The 18065-nt window shown below is 65.8% G+C and carries 14 protein-coding genes; 8 read left to right on the top strand and 6 right to left on the bottom strand.

The window, feature by feature from the left end:
- Positions 1-169 precede the first annotated feature (169 nt).
- On the top strand, positions 170-583 hold the full coding sequence (locus OG225_RS21505; protein ID WP_405176967.1) for a transposase: 414 nt from the start codon (positions 170-172) through the stop codon (positions 581-583).
- A complete protein-coding gene (locus OG225_RS21500; RefSeq protein WP_405176985.1) occupies positions 580-1581 on the top strand; it encodes an IS3 family transposase in 1002 nt (333 codons plus the stop codon). The genes OG225_RS21505 and OG225_RS21500 overlap by 4 nt, the downstream gene beginning before the upstream one ends.
- Positions 1582-1719: 138 nt before the next feature.
- Here OG225_RS21500 and OG225_RS21495 read toward each other — a convergent pair whose 3' ends face one another.
- From OG225_RS21495 to mobF, 5 genes are all read right to left on the bottom strand, one after another.
- The gene (locus tag OG225_RS21495; protein WP_405176984.1) at positions 1720-2637 is read right to left on the bottom strand and encodes a hypothetical protein; all 918 of its coding nucleotides are present in this window, start codon (positions 2635-2637) and stop codon (positions 1720-1722) included.
- A gap of 230 nt (positions 2638-2867) precedes the next feature.
- Positions 2868-3680: an ExeA family protein gene (locus OG225_RS21490; RefSeq protein ID WP_405176983.1), complete on the bottom strand. Its 813-nt coding sequence runs from the start codon at positions 3678-3680 to the stop codon at positions 2868-2870.
- A 39-nt stretch (positions 3681-3719) separates the two neighbouring features.
- The gene (locus OG225_RS21485; RefSeq protein ID WP_405176982.1) at positions 3720-5132 is read right to left on the bottom strand and encodes a DDE-type integrase/transposase/recombinase; all 1413 of its coding nucleotides are present in this window, start codon (positions 5130-5132) and stop codon (positions 3720-3722) included.
- 98 nt (positions 5133-5230) lie between these two features.
- A complete protein-coding gene (locus OG225_RS21480; protein ID WP_405176981.1) occupies positions 5231-5617 on the bottom strand; it encodes a hypothetical protein in 387 nt (128 codons plus the stop codon).
- 387 nt (positions 5618-6004) lie between these two features.
- A complete protein-coding gene (gene mobF, locus OG225_RS21475) occupies positions 6005-8938 on the bottom strand; it encodes a MobF family relaxase (RefSeq protein ID WP_405176980.1) in 2934 nt (977 codons plus the stop codon).
- A 412-nt stretch (positions 8939-9350) separates the two neighbouring features.
- Here mobF and OG225_RS21470 point away from each other — a divergent pair, with 412 nt between their 5' ends.
- The 5 genes from OG225_RS21470 to OG225_RS21450 all read left to right on the top strand — a co-directional run bounded on the left by OG225_RS21470 (position 9351) and on the right by OG225_RS21450 (position 15506).
- On the top strand, positions 9351-10112 hold the full coding sequence (locus OG225_RS21470) for a TnsA-like heteromeric transposase endonuclease subunit (protein ID WP_331764093.1): 762 nt from the start codon (positions 9351-9353) through the stop codon (positions 10110-10112).
- Positions 10113-10186: 74 nt separating this feature from the next.
- Positions 10187-12145: a Mu transposase C-terminal domain-containing protein gene (locus tag OG225_RS21465; protein WP_405176979.1), complete on the top strand. Its 1959-nt coding sequence runs from the start codon at positions 10187-10189 to the stop codon at positions 12143-12145.
- Positions 12142-13257: an ATP-binding protein gene (locus tag OG225_RS21460; RefSeq protein WP_331758288.1), complete on the top strand. Its 1116-nt coding sequence runs from the start codon at positions 12142-12144 to the stop codon at positions 13255-13257. The genes OG225_RS21465 and OG225_RS21460 overlap by 4 nt, the downstream gene beginning before the upstream one ends.
- Entirely contained in the window at positions 13254-14381 is a 1128-nt protein-coding gene (locus OG225_RS21455) for a TniQ family protein (protein ID WP_331758286.1), read from the top strand. The genes OG225_RS21460 and OG225_RS21455 overlap by 4 nt, the downstream gene beginning before the upstream one ends.
- A gap of 816 nt (positions 14382-15197) precedes the next feature.
- Positions 15198-15506, top strand: a complete 309-nt coding sequence (locus OG225_RS21450; RefSeq protein WP_405176978.1) for a hypothetical protein — start codon at positions 15198-15200, stop codon at positions 15504-15506.
- 7 nt (positions 15507-15513) lie between these two features.
- Here OG225_RS21450 and OG225_RS21445 read toward each other — a convergent pair whose 3' ends face one another.
- Positions 15514-17241 (bottom strand): recombinase family protein, encoded by a 1728-nt coding sequence (locus OG225_RS21445; protein WP_405176977.1) that lies wholly within the window; start codon positions 17239-17241, stop codon positions 15514-15516.
- 98 nt (positions 17242-17339) lie between these two features.
- Here OG225_RS21445 and OG225_RS21440 point away from each other — a divergent pair, with 98 nt between their 5' ends.
- The gene (locus tag OG225_RS21440; RefSeq protein WP_405176976.1) at positions 17340-18020 is read left to right on the top strand and encodes a transcriptional regulator; all 681 of its coding nucleotides are present in this window, start codon (positions 17340-17342) and stop codon (positions 18018-18020) included.
- Positions 18021-18065: the final 45 nt, after the last annotated feature.

Below are 18065 nucleotides of genomic sequence, written 5' to 3'. Positions count from 1 at the left end.
CGAGTCAAGGAAACATCGCCCGTGCCACGACCTCCTTCCGCTCAGGGATGGCCAGCACGAAGCGGGGGAAGGGAAGTTGCCCGGACCACCCCCTCTCTGTCAGGCTGTGGTGAGACACTCGGATGTCCCCGAGTTCACTGTTTGAGGGCATGACTGGAGCAGCAATCCCGTGAGTAGCCCGAAGCCCGCACCCGCTGGTAGGCCAGTCGATCCGGCGCCGAAGCCGACGCGGCGGACCTTCACCGCGGAGTTCCGCGACAAGATCATCGACGAGTACCGCGACGCCCCACACGGGGAGAAGTCCGCGGTTTTGCGCCGCGAGGGTCTCTACCAATCCCAGATCGCCGAGTGGACCCAGGCCCGCGACACGAGGCAATCCGGCGGTGCCACCAAGCGTGCCGTTCGACCCTCGGGCGATGCGGCCGCGCGCCGGGAGAACGAACGTTTGACGCGTGAGAATGACCGCCTGGCAAAGCAGTTGAAGCAGACGGAGGCCGCGCTCGAGATCATGGGAAAACTTCACGTGCTTTTGGAATCCATCTCCGAGAGCACGGGCACACCGCCGCGACCGACCAAGCCATGACCGACGCCTACGACGACCTGCGGGCCGTCGAGGTGCCCATCCGCCGGGCCTGCACGCTGATCGGGTGGTCACGAGCCACCCATTACCGGCATCAGCGGCCACCGATCCAAGGACCCGAACCCGCTCGGGCGGTGCCAGACAACGGTCAGGCACTCACCGCCGCCGAACGCGCCCATGTGCTCACGGTGATCAACTCACCGCCCTACGCGGACCTGGCGATATGCCAGATCTGGGCTCGTGAACTCGATGAAGGCAACTATTGGTGCTCGATGTCGAGCATGTATCGCATCGCCGCCGCCGCGGGTCAGAACCGGGAACGGCGACGACAGGCCACCCATGCGGCGAGGGTGAAACCCGAACTCCTCGCCGACGGCCCGTCGCAGGTGTGGACCTGGGATATCACCAAGCTACGCGGCCCTGCCAAGGGTGTCTGGTTCCACCTGTATGTACTCATCGACATCTACTCCCGCTACACCCCGTCCTGGATTGTGTCTCGTCACGAAAGCGCTGAACTGGCACAGGAATTCATCGACGAGGCCATCGCCCGCAACGGTGATGTCCCGCACACCGTCCACGCCGACCGCGGCCCGTCGATGACCTCGGGGCTGGTGTCGGAACTGCTCACCGATCTCGGTGTCACCCGATCTCATTCCCGGCCACGGACATCGAACGACAACCCTTTCAGCGAGGCGCAATTCAAGACCCTCAAATACCTTCATGATTTCCCGAAATCCTTTGCCTCACTGAAAGACGCGCGCCTGTTCCTGGAAGGATTCTTCAACGAATACAACCACATCCACCGCCACTCCGGCATCGGCTGGCACACCCCCGCATCAGTCCACTTCGGCACCGCCGACACCATCGACGACGCCCGTCAGATCACCCTTACCGCCGCCTACCACGCCAACCCGGCCCGGTTCGGTCACCGACCCACCCCACCGAAAATGCCAGCCATCTTCTACATCAACGAACCCGCACCCGAACCCCAAATCAACTGATCAGCACTGTCTCATTTGACTTGACAAATTCCGGATGGATCGCTGTCGACTCGCGCGTAGGTGCAGTACGTGTCCAGCTCTGCCGCGTGCGATGGCCTTGCCTGCATAGTTGGCGGCGTTGTCACTGCTCGGATGGCGTTACCAGTCGATTTCGGGGCCTGTGTCGGGTAGCTGCTGGTCGTAGGGGTCGTATTCGTCGGGGTTGTGGTCGTATTCGGTGTGGTTGTTGAGGGCGGCGGCGTTGATGGCGTCTGCGATGTCCCATCCCGTCGGTTCTGGCTCGTGGGGTTGTGGGGCAGTGTCTCCGGGCTCGGGCTCAGGTCGGGGTTCGGGCTCGGGTTGGGGTTCCGGCGGGTGGGTGGAGTCGGTGTCGTCTATTTCCAGGCGTGCCCAGAGTGCGGCGGCGGGCATTTCGTCGGGGAGCGGTCGTTGCTGTGCGGCGTGGGTGAGTTGTTGTTCGATGTCTGGTCGGGTGTGGGCGGCGTTGTCGATGTGGGTGGCGATGATGGGCCATGCGGGGTCGGTGGTAATGCGGGGGTCGATGCGGTCGACGGTGGCGGCCCATTGGTGTTGGGGTTGGCGGGTGTCGGCGTCGTTTTCGAGGATGCGTCGTTGTAGTTGTTGCTGGTGGACGGCTTCGATCGCGGTGTGCCGGGTGGGTCCGGTGGGGCGGTGGTCGGTGTCGGGGATGTGGAGTCCAGCGCGCCAGATCGCGAGGTCGGCCAGTAGTTCGGGTTCCGCGCTGAGCAGGGTTCGCGCCCATCGCGGGGCGGTGGCGGGTGTCCAGGTTCGGGTGGTGTCGCTGATCTGTGTGGCGAGTTCGGCCACGATCTGTTGACGGGCTCGCACGGGTGCGAGGGTGGCGGGGTCGATGCTGTCGGTGTTGGTGGGTAGTCCTGGTGTCCAGGCGAGTGGGCCGGGTCCGGCCGAGTGTTGGCCGGTGGGGTCGAGTCGCCAGTCCAGCACGGCGGCGGGGTCGGCGGCGGTGTCGAGTTCGCGGGCGTTGATCGCGTCGCGCAGCGCCGTGATGGGGTCGGTCCCATCGAGGGCGAGCATCGCCAAGTGTTGGCGCAGGACCGGGTAGGCGGGGCTGTCGGTCAGTCCTGGAGCGAGGTGTTCGGCGGTGTGGTCGATGGTGTCGAGTCGCGTGTTGCCGGGCGTTGAAGATGCCGATGTTCCAGGCGTTGTGGGTGCCGATGGTGTGGGATGAGAAATCCCCGCCAGGCGGGGCCGTGGCGGGGATTTCGTCGGTGAGGTGTCGGGGTTGGTCGGCAAGGTGCCGGTGGTCAGTCTCCGATGACTTCGGTGACTGCGGAGCGGGCGGCGACTTCGTCGACGAGGCTTTTGCCGGAGGCGAAAGCCGCGACGAGGGCTTGGATGGCGAGGTTGTTGACCGCGCGGGGGAACCCGCGCGAGGTGGTGTGGATCAGCCCGACAGCGTCCTCGGTGAACAAGGGGTCGGCGCGGCCGGACAGTTTCAGATGGTGGGCGATGTAGCTGGTCGTCTCGGCGGCGCTCATGCCGGGCATCGTGTAGCGCAACGCGGTTCGCTGCTCCAATGCCGCCAGGACGGCCAGTTTCATGGTGCGTCGCAGGGTCGGTTGACCGACGAGCAGACAAGCCAGCGGCGAGTCCTGGTCGAGGTTGGTGTTGGTCAGCATCCGGACCGCTTCGAGTTGCTCGTGGGCCATCAGATGCGCCTCATCGATCACGAGAACGGGTGTGCGGCCGCGTTCTTCGCGTTCGGCGACCAGGGCTTTGCTGGCCTGGACCATCAGCCGCGAGCCCAGGTGGGCGACGTGCTGACCGAACGCGTTGACGATCTCTTCGTGGATGCCGCGGACCCCGATCATCGGGTTCGGCAGATAGATCACGGTGTGTTTGGACGGGTCCAAGCCGGCCAGGACAGTGCGGACCGACACCGTTTTGCCCGCACCGACCTCGCCGGTGACCACGCCGATGGACCGCTCCGCGATGCACCAACTGATGCGGGCGACGGCCTCGTTGTGGGAGGCGTGGCGGTGCAGCATCCCCGGGGCGAGGTCGCGCCCGAAGGGGGTGCGGGTGAAACCGTAGTGGGCCTGCAATTTCTCGATCATGAATGTGTTGGTTTCTTTCCGGAGTCGTTGTGGGAAGAGTTATTCGGGGTCGGGGATCCGGCCGTCGGGGAAGGCTTCGTCGAAGAATTGCGCCTCGGGCGGGTCGTAGCCGAACGCGGCGTAGTTGACCCTGGCGGCCAGATCCTCACGGTGGTGACGGTCGACCAGGCCGAGGTAGTCGATGCCGGTCGTCGGTTTCGGTGTCTGCGCGGGGATTTCGGGTCTGGCCTTGGGGTGGGCGTGGCGGTTGATCTGGAACGGCAGCGCGGTGCCTGCGTCACCGCCGTCGACGCGGACCCGCAGAAACGACAGGTCGAACGGGTCGAACACCAACTCGACGCGTCGACCGTTCAGGGCGGGGTCGACCTGATATCGGTTGCCGTGCAACGACACCAACGCGGTCTTCGACACCGTCCGATGCTCGGACCAGCGGAACGCCTCGGCCAGATCCCCCGGCGCCGGGACCGGAAACGGCGCGCCCTCCATCCACCGCGCCATCGGGGCCATGCCCGTCTCGGAATGGGTGCGACGGTGATAAACCGTCTCGACCCAGGCCGTGAACAGCCGGTTCATCTCCGCCAAGTCGGTGATCCGACGACCGACCTCACCATCCCCGGCGGCGATCTCGACGGTGAATTCGCCGTTGACGGTGCGGAAGAACCGTTCGATCTTCCCGCGGCCCTGCGGGCGGCCGGGCTGGGAATGGATCAGCTTGATCCCCAGCTTCGCGCAAGCGCGCAGCAGCCAAGAATCGACGAAGGCCGACCCGTTGTCGACATAGATATATTGCGGAATTCCCCTGGCGGCCAATGCCGGTCGCAACGCGGCGGCCAGTCGGACGGTGTCCTCGGCGAATCCCCACCGGTGCCCGACGATCGCGCGGGAGTGATCGTCGATGAAGGCGAACAGATAGGTTTTGCGGCCGTCGATCCGAGGCCCGTGCAGCGCGTCCCCGGTCCACATCTCATTCGGGTGTCCGGCTTCGAACCGGCCGAACGCCGCCGGTTCGATCGGCGCGTGCAGCGCGGTGAGCCCGGTGCGAATGAACATCCGCTGCAAGGTCCGCTCATCCGGCGACCACCCCAACTGAGCCCGCAAGATCCGCTGGATCTGGGCGGCGCTGCGGGCAGGGTTCTCCTTCTTCAGCGCCGAGGCCAGCTCGAACACCTCCGGCGGAGTCCGCGGCTGAGACTGACGCGGCGAGGGGACCAGCGCGTCGAAACCCTCACGACGCCACAACGCGATCCACCGATCCAACGTCCACCGCGTCAACCGAACCACCCGGCCATCTGGGTCGGTATGCGGCTCGGCGGCCAGTTTGCGCACCAGAGCCCCGCGCTGACGCGAGGTCAGCGAGGGATCAGCGGCCTCACGAATCAGCATGTAACGGAACAGCCCGATCGCCTGCGCACGTTCGAGCCTGGCTTTTTCTTCCTCATCGGCCTTCGACATTCCTCGAAGCCACCTCCTTCGGGTCGACAACAAACAGACCCGCCGAAAATGCCTTGTCCCAACAGATTTCGACAGAGCCGACTCGTGTTGCGACCGATTCAGGGCCACCTCGGCGACAACAAACGTCCACCCGTGGCCGCGACGGCAAGCGACCACGCCGACACCTCACCGACGCCGGGCCACCGCGACGACGCCGCGATACTCGCGCCGATCACCGCCGACACCGCATCAGCGAAGGGCGATCTCGACTGCGCCGGTGGCACCGGATCGACACCGACATCGACCAGCAATCGGGTGAACCACACCCGAAGAGCCTCCGCTCGCGCCGCGAAACGACGCAACCAGCCCCGCACCGTCTCCACCGGACGACCCACCAGCCCCGCGATCACACGGGCACCCGCCCCAGCGGCCTTCGCCGTCAACGCCACCCCGATCACCGATACCAGATCCGCCCGTCTCACCAGCGCGAACACCGGAAGCAGCACATGCGAACCCCCACACGAACCACACCGCGACCGACGCGGCCGCACCAACACCACGCCGCCGCGAGCCCGCAGCGTTCTCGCCCTGGCCCACCCCCACGGCCGCAACACACCCCCACAACCCGGGCATTCCAACTCGCCATCGACAAGCCGGGACTCGACTCCGGCCGCATCCACACCTACCGTGATCACAGCGCCTCCACGCGCTACACGGCCCTCTCGGACAGCACTTCGCCAAAAGGTCACCGAGAGGGCCTTCGCGTGCCCTCATCGGCAAGGTGCCGCCGCCAATCAACACCACCCCGACCCCGGCACACACCAGAAATCATCGGCAGACATCATGCCCCCAAATCGCCTGCCACGTAGGCATATTGAGTGCCGTCCAACACATTAGGCGTGGTTGGCGTGGCGTCCGCGGGTCATCGCGACGTAGAACTGTTGGCGTGATTCACGCCCGGACAAGGCGACGTGACAGGTGTCAGCGGTGATGCCTTGAGCGGAATCGATGGTGGCGGCGTAACCCAAGTGGAGGTGGTCGCGCACGTACTCGGCAGACAGGCGTACAACGGCGGCGGCGGTGGGGTCTGTGCCGTGGGTTTGTCGTACGACGGTGACTGATTGGTCGGGGTGTATTTCGTGGATGGTCCAGGTGTGGCCGTTGCGCACCCAATCATGTTCGTTCACGCGCAGGCGGGGGTCGTTGCGGCGGGTGCGCACGGTGTCACCGGCTGAGGCCACGAGTTGGTCGGCGAGGAATACGTGCGCCTCGAACGGCGCATCAGTGGGTGCGCTGATCTGGGCGAGGCGGTGGGCGCGGGCGCGAACGTTGAGCGCCTTCACGATGTCGTGGGTCGGGGCGAGCATGACCGCGTGCGCACCTTGGGCGGTGTCGGCGGCCCACGCTCGGTAAGCGTCTTCGTAGACACTGCCCAGATGTCCGGCGTGGATGCGGCCATGGTCGAGATACCACGCCAGTGCGAGCGGGTCACCAACGCGGATTCCTGTGGACGCCAACGCTTCTCCACGATGGGCGAACCGGACAACTTCGGTGAGAGTCGATGGGGCGTGTGGTGAGGCGTGGGCCATGTCGGCGTGCACGCCCCCGGCATCGATGGCGGGGAGTTGGCGGTCGTCGCCGAGGCATCGCACGGTCGCGCCCTGCCCGGTCAGATACCGCAACAGTTGTAGGCGTTTGGCGGTCGGTATCTGGACGTGTTCATCGATGATGATCAGGGTGGTGTCGTTGATGTCGAGTACCCATTGCGGCAACGACGGCGGGTAGTCGCCCAGATCGATGCTCGGGTGGTGACGGTCCAGGACGTTGAGGAGTTTGTCGACGGTCTCGGCACGCGCCCCGATCGCTTCGCCCAGGTTCGCGGCTGCGGCGGCGGTGGGGGCCATCCCCAGTACGGTGCCGCCGGTCGCGTGCCATGCGGTGGTGAGTACGGCCATGGCGGTGGTCTTGCCGGTTCCGGCGGGGGCGTTGGCGGTATGCACGGCCATTCCGGCGGCGGCGAAGGATTCGATGACGCGGACCTGACCGGGGTTGAGCGGTTGGTCGGGGTGTGCGGTGTTGTAGTCGGCGATCGCCATCGCGACGTGTCCGGGGTGCAGGGTGCGTCCACCGGGTTCGACGGCGAGGGCGATGAGTTCGGCTTCGGCGGCCAGCGTGGATTCGGTGGTGTAGATCCGGGAGTTCGCGCGGGTGTGGGTCGGGGTGCCGTCGCGGCGGCGTAGCCATGCCGGGACGGCACGTAGGTCGGGTTGTTCGGTCAGGTCGGGGTCACCGCGCGCGACTACCGATGATGTCGGGGCGAGTGTGTGCGTGTGGACCTGTTCGACGACACGCGGCCAGTCCGCGGGTGCGAGGGTTCCGCGGAGTTGGCGTTCGATTTCGGCGCGGAGGTTGAATTCGCGCCAGGTCGCGCGTTTGTCCGATACCGCCGCCAATGCCTGATCACTGATGTGGGTGATGAACGCACCATCGGGTACCGGACGCGGTACGGGCGGCACCGACAACACCCGCGCCAAGACCACGTCCACGGCGTCGTCCCCTCCCAACACGGTGGCGGCTTCGGCCCGCCATGCCGCGCGCTGTTCGGTTCGTGAGCCGGGTAGGTGCTTGTTGGGGCGGGTTTCCAGGGTCGCGCGTTGGGCGAGTCGGTGGATTTCGCCGGGGCCTGGTTCACGCCCGAACGCGGCTTGCCATGCGGCGGTGAGGGTGTCGAGCCGGTCGGTGATCGCGGTGCCGCGCCGGGACCAATGATGGATCAACGGCAACGGAACACCGACGATTTCACGGACCCGGACCTGTTCGGAGGTGCGGTCGGGGCGTGTGGCGAACCGTATGCCGAGTGCGGTTTCGAGGTGGTGTTCGAGGCGGGTGTCGTAGATTTCGGAGATGGTGACGGCGGCTTCGTGCAGGGTTGCGCCGTCGATGGTGCGCCATTTCCCGTCTTCGGTGCGTACGCGGTTGGCGATCAGGACGTGAGTGTGCAGGTCGGGGTCACCCGCGCGGGAGTCGCGGTGGTCGAACCTGGCGGCGATCACACCTTGGACATCGACTTGGCGGACACCGTTGCGACCCAGCCGGGTGAACAGCGCGTTGCCTTCCATCCAGATCAACGCGTCGCTGTAGGCGCGACGGTGCGCGGTCGCGATCATCTCCGCGAACGGCGGTGTCGCGATCGCCCACAACACCGAAACGCTCTTGGGCGGGCTGAACGTGAAGTCGTATCCGGCCACCGCCGTACGGTCCGGACGAGAGTTCTTGGCTACCCACCCCGACAGTTCGCGGGCATCGAGAGGGCCGCGCCCGTACTCGGTGGTGAACATATCGGTGGCGACCTCGGTGCGTATCCGGGCGCGCACCGCGTCGGGAATCGACGTGGTGACACACGCATCGATGCTGGTGTTGTAGTCGCGGTATGCCTGGGCCGTGGCCGCACGGAAACCCGAAGTAGAGGTGTAGACGGGGTAACGGTTGCCCAGCCGCGTGGCCTTCTCGGCCAACCGAGCGGCTTCGGCAGGCCCCGCCCCGGCTGCCTGGTGGACCGCTGTTGCGCGTTCGCGGACCAATTCGGCGTTGGGGTGAATCCCTTCTCCGAACAAATTTCGCATCTGATCTTCGGTGACTTCGGCATCCGCGTCGATGCCGAGTGCGGTAAGGCCGGTGCCGGACCAGGTTCCGGGGGCTTCGCCGTGTTCGTCGTAGTATTCGGCCAGCGATGCGCGTCCGCGGGCGCTGGTGTCGTTGGCGGCGGTGTTGCGTAGGTAGTACTCGTAGCCGTTGCCTGCGGCGACCTTGTGCATCGTCGCGACCATGCTCACCTCCATGACGTGTCAACACGCCCAAAGGGATTCGAGGGGATAGCGGGGATAACCCTCCAATTTAGCTGAGGAAACCCGGATTCGGCCACGCTGCAATACCGAGATGCAAGATGTCTGATTGTTGAACTATATGGAGGTACGGGTGGGGGGTACAGGGGATGGTTGTCCGTTACAGTTTTAGTTGGCGAAGTCCAGATGTAGTTGGCGAGTGAGTGGCGAAGTCCAGGTTTTGTTGGCGAGCAGAGTACGCGAAGTGATCGGCTGACCGGTACAGGAGTCGGTGCGATTTTCGGTCCACCGCGTCGCTTCGCTTCGCCGACCGGAGGTCGGCGGTGTTCGGAGGTTCGTGGGCGAGCTGGGTGGTACGCGTTGCGCTGTGCTGCTGGGTGGTTGAGAATCACAGCCCGTGACGTCGGCGGGGCTGAACGTGGTTGAAGGGGGCGCGCGATACGCGCTGTCGGTGTTCGAGTTGTCCTACTCGGCCGATGCGGTCGGCGAGGTGCGGGTTCCGTTGGCGGAGGCGTGGTCGCTGCGGTTGGAATCGCTGCGGCCGGTGCGTCGGTTCCGTTCTTATCGGGGCCAGAGGCATTTATCTGGTCAGTGGTGGTCGGCAACGACGGGGCGGCACGTGGGGTTCGAGTCCTGGCTGGAACGTGACCAGCTGGTGGCGCTGGACTTCGACCCGGCGGTGGTGGGTATTGCCTCGCAACCGTTCTGGCTGTTCTGGTCGGCCGAGGAACCGGCTCCTCGGCCGCGGTCACACGCCCCGGACTATTTTGTCCGCAAGGTCGACGGGACCGGGGTGGTGATCGACTGTCGACCGGTGGATCGGCGCGGGCCGCGTGACTTGGCGGCGTTCGAATCGACTCGCCGTGCTTGCGAGCTCGTCGGGTGGGAGTATCGGCTGTTGGGTGCCCCGGACCCGATCGTCACCGCGAACCTTCGATGGCTGAGCGGGTATCGGCATCCTCGTCATCGGATCTCCGAGATCGCCGAGCGACTTCGTGCTGCGTTCGCTGATCCGCTGACACTGATGGACGGCGCGACGGCGGTGGGGGATCGCATCGCGGTGTTGCCGGTGCTCTTTCATCTGATCTGGCAACACGAACTGAACGCAGACCTTTCCCTGCCGCTGCGCGGGGAGACGATCGTGACGGCGATGCGATGATGGCCCAGAGGGATTCGGTGCTCCGGGTCGGTGACTGGATAGTGTTCGACAACACCGAGCATCAAGTAGTCGCTGTGAGCGGGACCTCGGTCCGGCTGCGGGCCGGTGACGGCGTCGAGACCGTCGTGCTCGCCGCCTATCTGATGGGTTCGGCGGACTTCGAAGTCGTCGGATCCGAACCGCGGCAGCCGATGACACCATTCGGGATCCTGGACTCGCTACCCGAATCGGCCCTGGCTACGGCCCGTGAGTGGGAACAACACATCATCGAGATCACCACCGGCGTCGCGCCGGACGGGGCTCGCCGCGCGACCTACGATCCGCTGACGCGGACACAGCATGAGCGGGACACGGCAAAGGCGGCCGAGCTGACCGACGCGGGTCGGCGGGTCGGTGTCCGGACACTCCAGCGGCTGCGCGCCAACTATGCAGAGCAAGGACTCTGGGGACTGGTCGACCAACGGGTGCTGCGCGAGTCGACGGCGGTCGGTCGGGTCGATGAGCGAGTCGTCACTGCGGTCCGCCGAGAGTTGGACGCGCAGACCGGTGCTTCGACAGGCACGCGGTCGCGGGTGATCCGGCGGGTGAGCAAGGCTCTGGAGGAAGAGCACGGTCCAGACGTGGTCCCGTTGCCGGGCCGCAGCACCTTCTATGCGTTGATCGAGGCGTTATCGACGGGGCGGCACAGCTTCGCCTCGGCGGTGACGCGGCGGCAGGCAGCGAATCGTCCGGCGCGGCCGTTTACTCCGACGTTGGCGGCTCGGCCTGGTGAGCAGATCCAGATCGATTCGACACCGCTGGATGTGATGGTGGTGTTGGAGCCCGGGGTCCTCTCGCGCGCGGACCTGACGATCGCGGTCGACGTCGCGACCCGCACGATCTGCGCGGCGGTGCTGCGACCGGTCGGAACGAAGGCGGTCGATGCGGCGCTGCTGCTGGCGCGGATGCTGGTTCCCGAGCCGATGCGACCGGGATGGTCGGCGACGTTGGCGATGTCGGCGTCACGGCTGCCCCACGATCGGCTGATGTCGGTCGATGAGCGGATGGCGCGCGCGGCAGCCAAGCCGGTGATCGTGGCGGACACGATCACGATCGACGGCGGGAACGTCTTCATCTCCGAGACTTTCACCCGGGCCTGCGAACGCTTGGGCATCTCGATCCAGCGCGCACGCAAACGCACCCCGACCGACAAGGCGATCGTCGAAGCGACGTTCGGATCGATCAACACTCTGTGGTGTCAGCACCTGCCCGGTTATACCGGCGCCAACACCAGCCGCCGCGGGGAACGCGTCGACGAGCAGGCGGTCTGGACGATCCCGGAGTTGCAGGAATTGCTGGACGAATGGGTGATCGCGGGCTGGCAGCCGCGCCCGCACGACAGCCTGCGGGATCCGGACTTCCCGCGCAGAGCGTTGTCGCCCAACGACGCCTATGCGGCGATGGTCGCGGCGGCGGGCTATCTGCCGGTGATGCTGACCGGGCTCGATTACCTCGAGTTGCTGCCGGTGACCTGGCGGGCGATCAACGACTACGGCATCCGCCTCGACTACCGCACCTACGACGCGAAAGCGCTGGAGCCACACCGACGTCAGCCCTCGGGCAACGCCGCGAAGAGGGATCTCTGGGAGGTGCACTACGACCCCTACGATCTGTCGCAGGTGTTCGTCCGCACCCCCAACGGCTGGGTCACCGCCGAGTGGACGCACAAGCCGATGGTGAGTGCACCGTTCGCTGACTTCACCTGGCGCGAAGCTCGCCGACTGCTCGCCCAACGCGGCGTCGACGACACCGACGAGACCAACATCGCTCGCGCCCTCGATGATCTGCTGACCCGCAGCGAGAACGGACCGGTTCGGCCGAACGAGCGCGCCGGCCGCAGAGCCGCTGCCCGCGGCAGGGTCGCTGCCGCGACACATCGCCCACCGACATCCGATGCTGAACCGGTCGAACCGACCTCGATCGAATCTGTTGAGGCGACGGTGATCCCGTTCGGGATTTTCGACGCCGCCACTGAAGCCGAGAAGTGGAGATGACGAGCAGAACCCGCAAACCGGTCCGCCGACGCGAGTCCGCCTACACCCCGGCGTCGTCCGCGAAGACCATCACTGCGATCCCGCCTGACAGCCCGTTGACGACCAAGGAAGGATGGGGCCGTTTCGTCGGGCACACCCCCGCGCCGCCACCGTTGCTCACTGCCGCGCAACTGCTGGGCATGACACCGCAGGATCGCGCCGCACACGAGGACCGATTGTTGGACTACCACGCGGATCTCCCGTTGGTGAACACTCCGACGATCCAGGAAGTGATCTCGGCGGGACGGCTGCTGGTCCAACTCAACCGCCGTCAGATCTCGGCCCGACGCGGGATGGTGATCAGCGGCATGTCGGGAACCGGCAAGACCACCGCGCTCACTCAACTCGGACGCGCACACGAAATCGCGGTCCGCCGACGCTATCCCGGCCAAGGTGAGCGGTTGCCGATCATCTACGTCACCGTTCCACCGGCGGCCACACCGCGGATGCTGGCCGTCGAGTTCGCGCGCTTCCTCGGCCTGGACTTCCCGACCCGCGCCAACGTCACCGACATCACCGATGCCGTCTGCTCGGTCGCCGCGCACACTCACGTCGACCTGGTCCTGGTCGACGAGATCCACAACATCTCCCTGACCAGCCGCTCCGGCGCGGAAGCCTCCGATCAACTCAAATATTTCGCCGAACGACTTCCGGCGACGTTCATCTACGCCGGGGTCGAAGTCGAAGCACAAGGATTGTTCGCCGGTCCCCGCGGCCGTCAGATCGCTGGGCGGTTCACCGTCGTCCCGGCCACGTCGTTCGCCTACGGCACCGCCGAGCAACGCACGCAATGGCAAGCCCTGGTCGCGGCGGTCGAGTCGACGCTGCGGTTGCGCGACCACATCCCGGGAACGCTGGCCTCGATGGCCGAGCAGCTCTACCGCCGCAGCGGTGGCATGATCGGCAGCCTTTCCCAAATCATCCGCGGCGCAGCGATCCTCGCGATCGAGGACGGCACCGAGAAGATCACCAGCAACCTGCTCGACCTGGTCCCGGTCGACTACGCCGCACAACGCAGCAACCTACCGATCGCGGCATCGACATCGAGGACGTCTGCGGCAGCGCCCCGGTGAGGCGCGCGCTTCCGCGGCGCCTGCCGCGCACCGCCGCCCCCGCCCATCATGAGATCGTCGCCTCCTACCTGGCGCGCTTGGCTGCGCTGAACCACCTCGACGGCGACGAACTCTGGAAAAGCGTGAGCGTTCCCGGCCCGACAGCGGCCCGGCGGATCGTGACCGCCGAACGAATGTCGGCACTGACCGGCCGACCAGCCGAGCATCTGGCGGGAGCATTGCCCGAGCTTCGGGCCACCGCGGAGCACTGGCCGCTGTTTCGGCATCGTCCGCAACCGGGCTGCCCACGCTGCGACGCACGCCACCCGGGCGGACCGGTCTGGCGGATCCTGCCGCATCATCGCTACGTCTGCACCCGGCACCACTATTGGATCGGCCCACCCGACAACGACAGTCACGGTCCCTCGCTGCGGGGAAACCGGGAGGTGATCGCGGCCCAGCGCAAACACCTGCGCCTCGTCCAACACTTCGGCCCGGGCGCGACCTACGACGCCGTGCTGACCGCCTTCATGATCTGCGCCCATCGATGGGAAATATTCCGCCCCACCAGCGGACTACACCGGCAACAACAGATCTGGAGAGAACGCAGCTTCCAGTTCATGCCCGCGGGCGCTGAACTGTCGAGTTTCACCGCGTCGAAACTATTCGCCTGCCTCTATCCCGAAGCGGTCGATCTCGCCCCGCTGATCGCCGCGCCCCGCTGGCGACAATTCGCCGCAAGCGGCGGGGACCAACTCACGCGGTTCGTTGCCGAGGTTCGTCGGAGACTGCGTGACCACGACTACCAGCCACAGGCAGAACAAGACGCCATTGCGCACTGGATCGCGACCGACTGCTGGCGACCACCGACCACGCCGCCGAACACCTTCGCCACCGCACGAGGAAACCGCAAACCCAGCCAGGTCGGACGAATGAAACTACCCAGCGCAGAACGGACCATCCGATCCGCGGCATGGTTCGCGCTGAAAGACCGCCGCGGGATGGGTGACGCCGTCCTGCACCACGTCACACTTCGCCCCGTGATCATCCGAGAATGGTCACCCGACATGCAGGAGTTCCGCGGCGCGATTTGGAACAGCCAACGAACTGACAAGCGGTTCAGGCAGCCACAATCCGCCAACTAGACCTGGACACCACCATCAAACATCGTCCAGACCAAGATGGCGAACCGCAGCTCACGAGCAACTCGCACACCAACAAAACTCGGAACGGACAATGGTGGTGAGAGTGGCTGTGTGAGTGGGGCGTAGAGGAGAGAGGTGAATGTGCGGGGTGTGAGTGCGGGTGGGTGTGGATAGCTGAGGGTGTGCCATGAGCGCACGTATAGGTGCTGTAGCGACGAAGCGGAGTGAACCGCGCGCGCCGACCGGGCCGCCGCCGCGACAGCGGCGACACCCGCACCTCAACGCGGCGGCGGTGCGCGGCGTCGGCGGCGGGCACGGCGCGGGGCAGGTCCGGTCGGGCTGCGCGGGGTGGGGCGTCGACGTGGGGCCTCGGCCGGTGTCGATCTTCGGGCATACTCGATGACGGACGGATCAGCGGACTGGGTGACTGGGTGCCGAACGAGAGGATCATCTATGTCACGCACCAGGAAAGTCCGTGCGCGCACCACCGGGACCGACACCCCGGCCGGTGACCCGCAAGCCTCGGCACCGCTGGACGGTTCGACAACCGAGGACATACGCGAGACCAGGGACGTAGCAAAAGGTGGGGCCAGGGGCAACGAGAGGACACCCATGCCACCCACCAGGAAAGCTCGCGCACGCACCAGCCGATCCGATGGCACGCGTTCGAGTGGACGCGGCCCGCGAAACCCCGCGAGCACCGCACCCGCCACCACGGCCGGTGACCCGGAAACCTCAGCACCGGACGGCTCAGCGGGCATACTGGATAGCGGAGGATCAGCAGACGGTGGGACCGAGGGCAATGAGAGGACACTCATGCCACCCATCAGGAAAGCTGACGCGCGTATCGATACCCCGGCCGATGGCCCGGAAGCGGCGGCACCTCCACACGATTTAGAAACCCACGACACGACAAGCGACGGCGGCAAACCGGACGGTGACGGTCCTCGACTGTCGCTGATCGGTCCGACCAGTGAGGCCACGCGTCGGTTGGTCGCGGAAAGTCGGGCGCGGCAAGGGCTCACCCCCTACGTCAACGACCCGCACGTGATCGAGTCGTTGGCGTTGTTCCTGCGCAACGCGATCGACACCCTCGACAGCGAGGGGCGACGCGACGACGTGTGAGCCGGTGTCAGAATTTGCGCCACACGATCTCCACCGATGAGGTGTCGAAACGCCATCTGCGCCCGTGCTGGTCTTCCCAGCGCGCGGCGTAGACCTTGGCCGGGGACACGATGACTTTCTCGATGAGTCGCGCGGTGGCCTCATGACGCCACCGCGATCCCTTGCTGTCCCAGCTCTGGCGCAGCTCTCCGGCTTTGCCGATGTCGGCCAACACCGCCAACGCTGCGGCGCTGCGCAACGAGTCCTGTTCGGCGCGCAACTGCTTCAACGACTCTTTCAGGCCGGTGATGGTGCGGTCGATCACCCGCAAGTCGTACTCGTCCCCGCCACCGGTCAGCGCATCAGCGCGTGCGTCGGCCTCGGCGTCCAAATTCCGGGCGGTGACCTCGATACGCTTCTCGAGTTCGGCGATCCGTACGGCGTTGTCGTTACCGCGATCCAACCGAGCAAGGATCTCGGGGTCCTCGTAGACCGCGATCACCTGCTCAGCGACATAGGTCTCCAACGCGCCCGCGTCGCGGAACACCCGGCCACAACCACAGGCAACCTTGCGCGAATCCTTGGCGCGGCAACCGTAGCGACGTTGGGTGACCGTGCCGTGCTTGCGCTGGCGATCCACCGAAGTCCCGACCAACCACGACTCGCACTCTGCTCCGGGGCGCTCGCTGGTCTCGAGCCAGCTACCGCCGCACGCGAGCAACCCGGTCAGCCAGTACTCGCCGTTGCGTTGACGTGGACGGTCGGGATTCTTGGCGCGGTTGTGGGCGTTCAACCCGGCCTTGATGGCGTCGTGCTCGGCGCGGGTGAACACGGCGGGCCACTGCGCGCGGTGACGGGTACCGGTGCGCGCGTGCACGCGTATCCCGTTGCCTTCGGGATTGTTCAAGCACTCACAACGCGCCCCGTTCGTGTCGGTGTGCTCACCGAGGTCGTAGACCACATACGACTCCAACCGCAGCAGGCTCGACAGTTTGCCCACCCGCCACGGCTTGCCCCCGCTGGTGGTGATGCCACGCCGATTCCAGTCGGTGATGATCGTGGTCTGAGACTCACCGTTGACCACCCGATCGGCCCCCTCCCGCAACACCGCCACCTCGTCCTCACGCGCCGCATTACGGTCCAAAATCTCGACACCGGTCAACGGATGGGTACCGATCACCGGGCCGTACCCGAACCGACGCGAACCACCCTGCATCGCCCCCTTCGCGGCGATCTCGCTCATCCGGTCCAACAGATTCTCGGTATTGGTCTCGCGGTACTCGGTGGCATCGGCAACCTTCACCATGAAATTCTTACGCCCCACACCCGTGGTCAGGTCGTATTCACCGTCTTTCACGAACACATACCGCAACCCGTGATCGCGACCCAGCTTCATCAGCTTGGCCCCCAAGTCGTAATCACGAGTCAACCGGGCGACATCACGCGCAATGATCACCTTCGCCGGACCCTCCGACACCAACCGCAGAACCTCCCGCAAACCCGGCCGCTCCGCACTCGCCCCCGACAAATCGTTATCACACAAAATCCGCGCCAACGCCAAACCCTTACGAGTGGCGTACGCCATCTGATTCTTCGCCTGCAACTGCACCCCCTCGGCACGGTCCTTCTCATCACGAGAGATACGCACATAGCCATACACCCACTCGGACGGGTCGATACCCGCAACCGAAATAGCAAGGGCGGCATTGATTTCCGCGAGCCAAGCAGGCTCGGTGTGAGTCGTCGTTCGCGTCATAACCCCAGTTTACGGAAGGGATGTATAATTGATATGTCTCTGGGGTCGGCGTCACCTGGTACACCTGGCTCGAACAGGGCCGCAATATCAATGTCAGTGTGCAGGTGTTGAACGCGGTGGCGCGGACACTGTCGCTCGATCCCGCGGAGAAGGCGCACCTGTATCGCTTGGCGGATGTGCCGACGGTACCGACGGCGCACGTGGACGCGGCGCTGCCCGAGGAATTGCAGGTGATCCTGGACCATCTCCAGCCGCTGCCCGCCGTCGTGTTGAGCGCGCGCTACGACGTGCTCGCGCACAACATCTCCTACGAGGCGCTGTGCCCGGGATTTCTGCTCGGTGAGCGCAACGTCGCCCGGCGAATCTTCCTGACTCCGGAATGCTGCAACGCCCATCGCCACAATTGGGATGATCTGCGGCGCATGGTCGGATATCTGCGCGGCGCGTACGCGAAGAATCTCGGCGATCCCGACTGGGAGCGGTTCATCTCCGAGTTATGTTCGGAGAGTGAGAGTTTCGCGGCGATCTGGGCGCGCAACGATGTGGCGAGCCCGGCGAGCCGCACCAAGCAGATCCGCAATCTCGCGGTCGGCGAGCTGGAGATGTTCTTGACCAGCATGTCGCTGCCGTCGGTTCCGCACGCGTGGATGCAGGTGTACACACCGACCGATGACGCGGCGTGGGAGAAGTTGCGTGAACTGCTGGCGATGAGCGAACAGGAACGCCATCGGCCGTGGAACGAGCACCGGGAGCGGTTCCACGCGGCCGCGGCGGGATAGGTTCCGCGCCGAGCGGTCGACGCCGCTCGGCGATCGCGGGGGCCG

The sequence above is a fragment of the Nocardia sp. NBC_01377 genome (assembly GCF_045040005.1).
Taxonomy (GTDB): domain Bacteria; phylum Actinomycetota; class Actinomycetes; order Mycobacteriales; family Mycobacteriaceae; genus Nocardia; species Nocardia noduli.
Note: the sequence above shows the minus strand (reverse complement) of the source record. Positions and strands in the feature narration are given on the sequence as shown.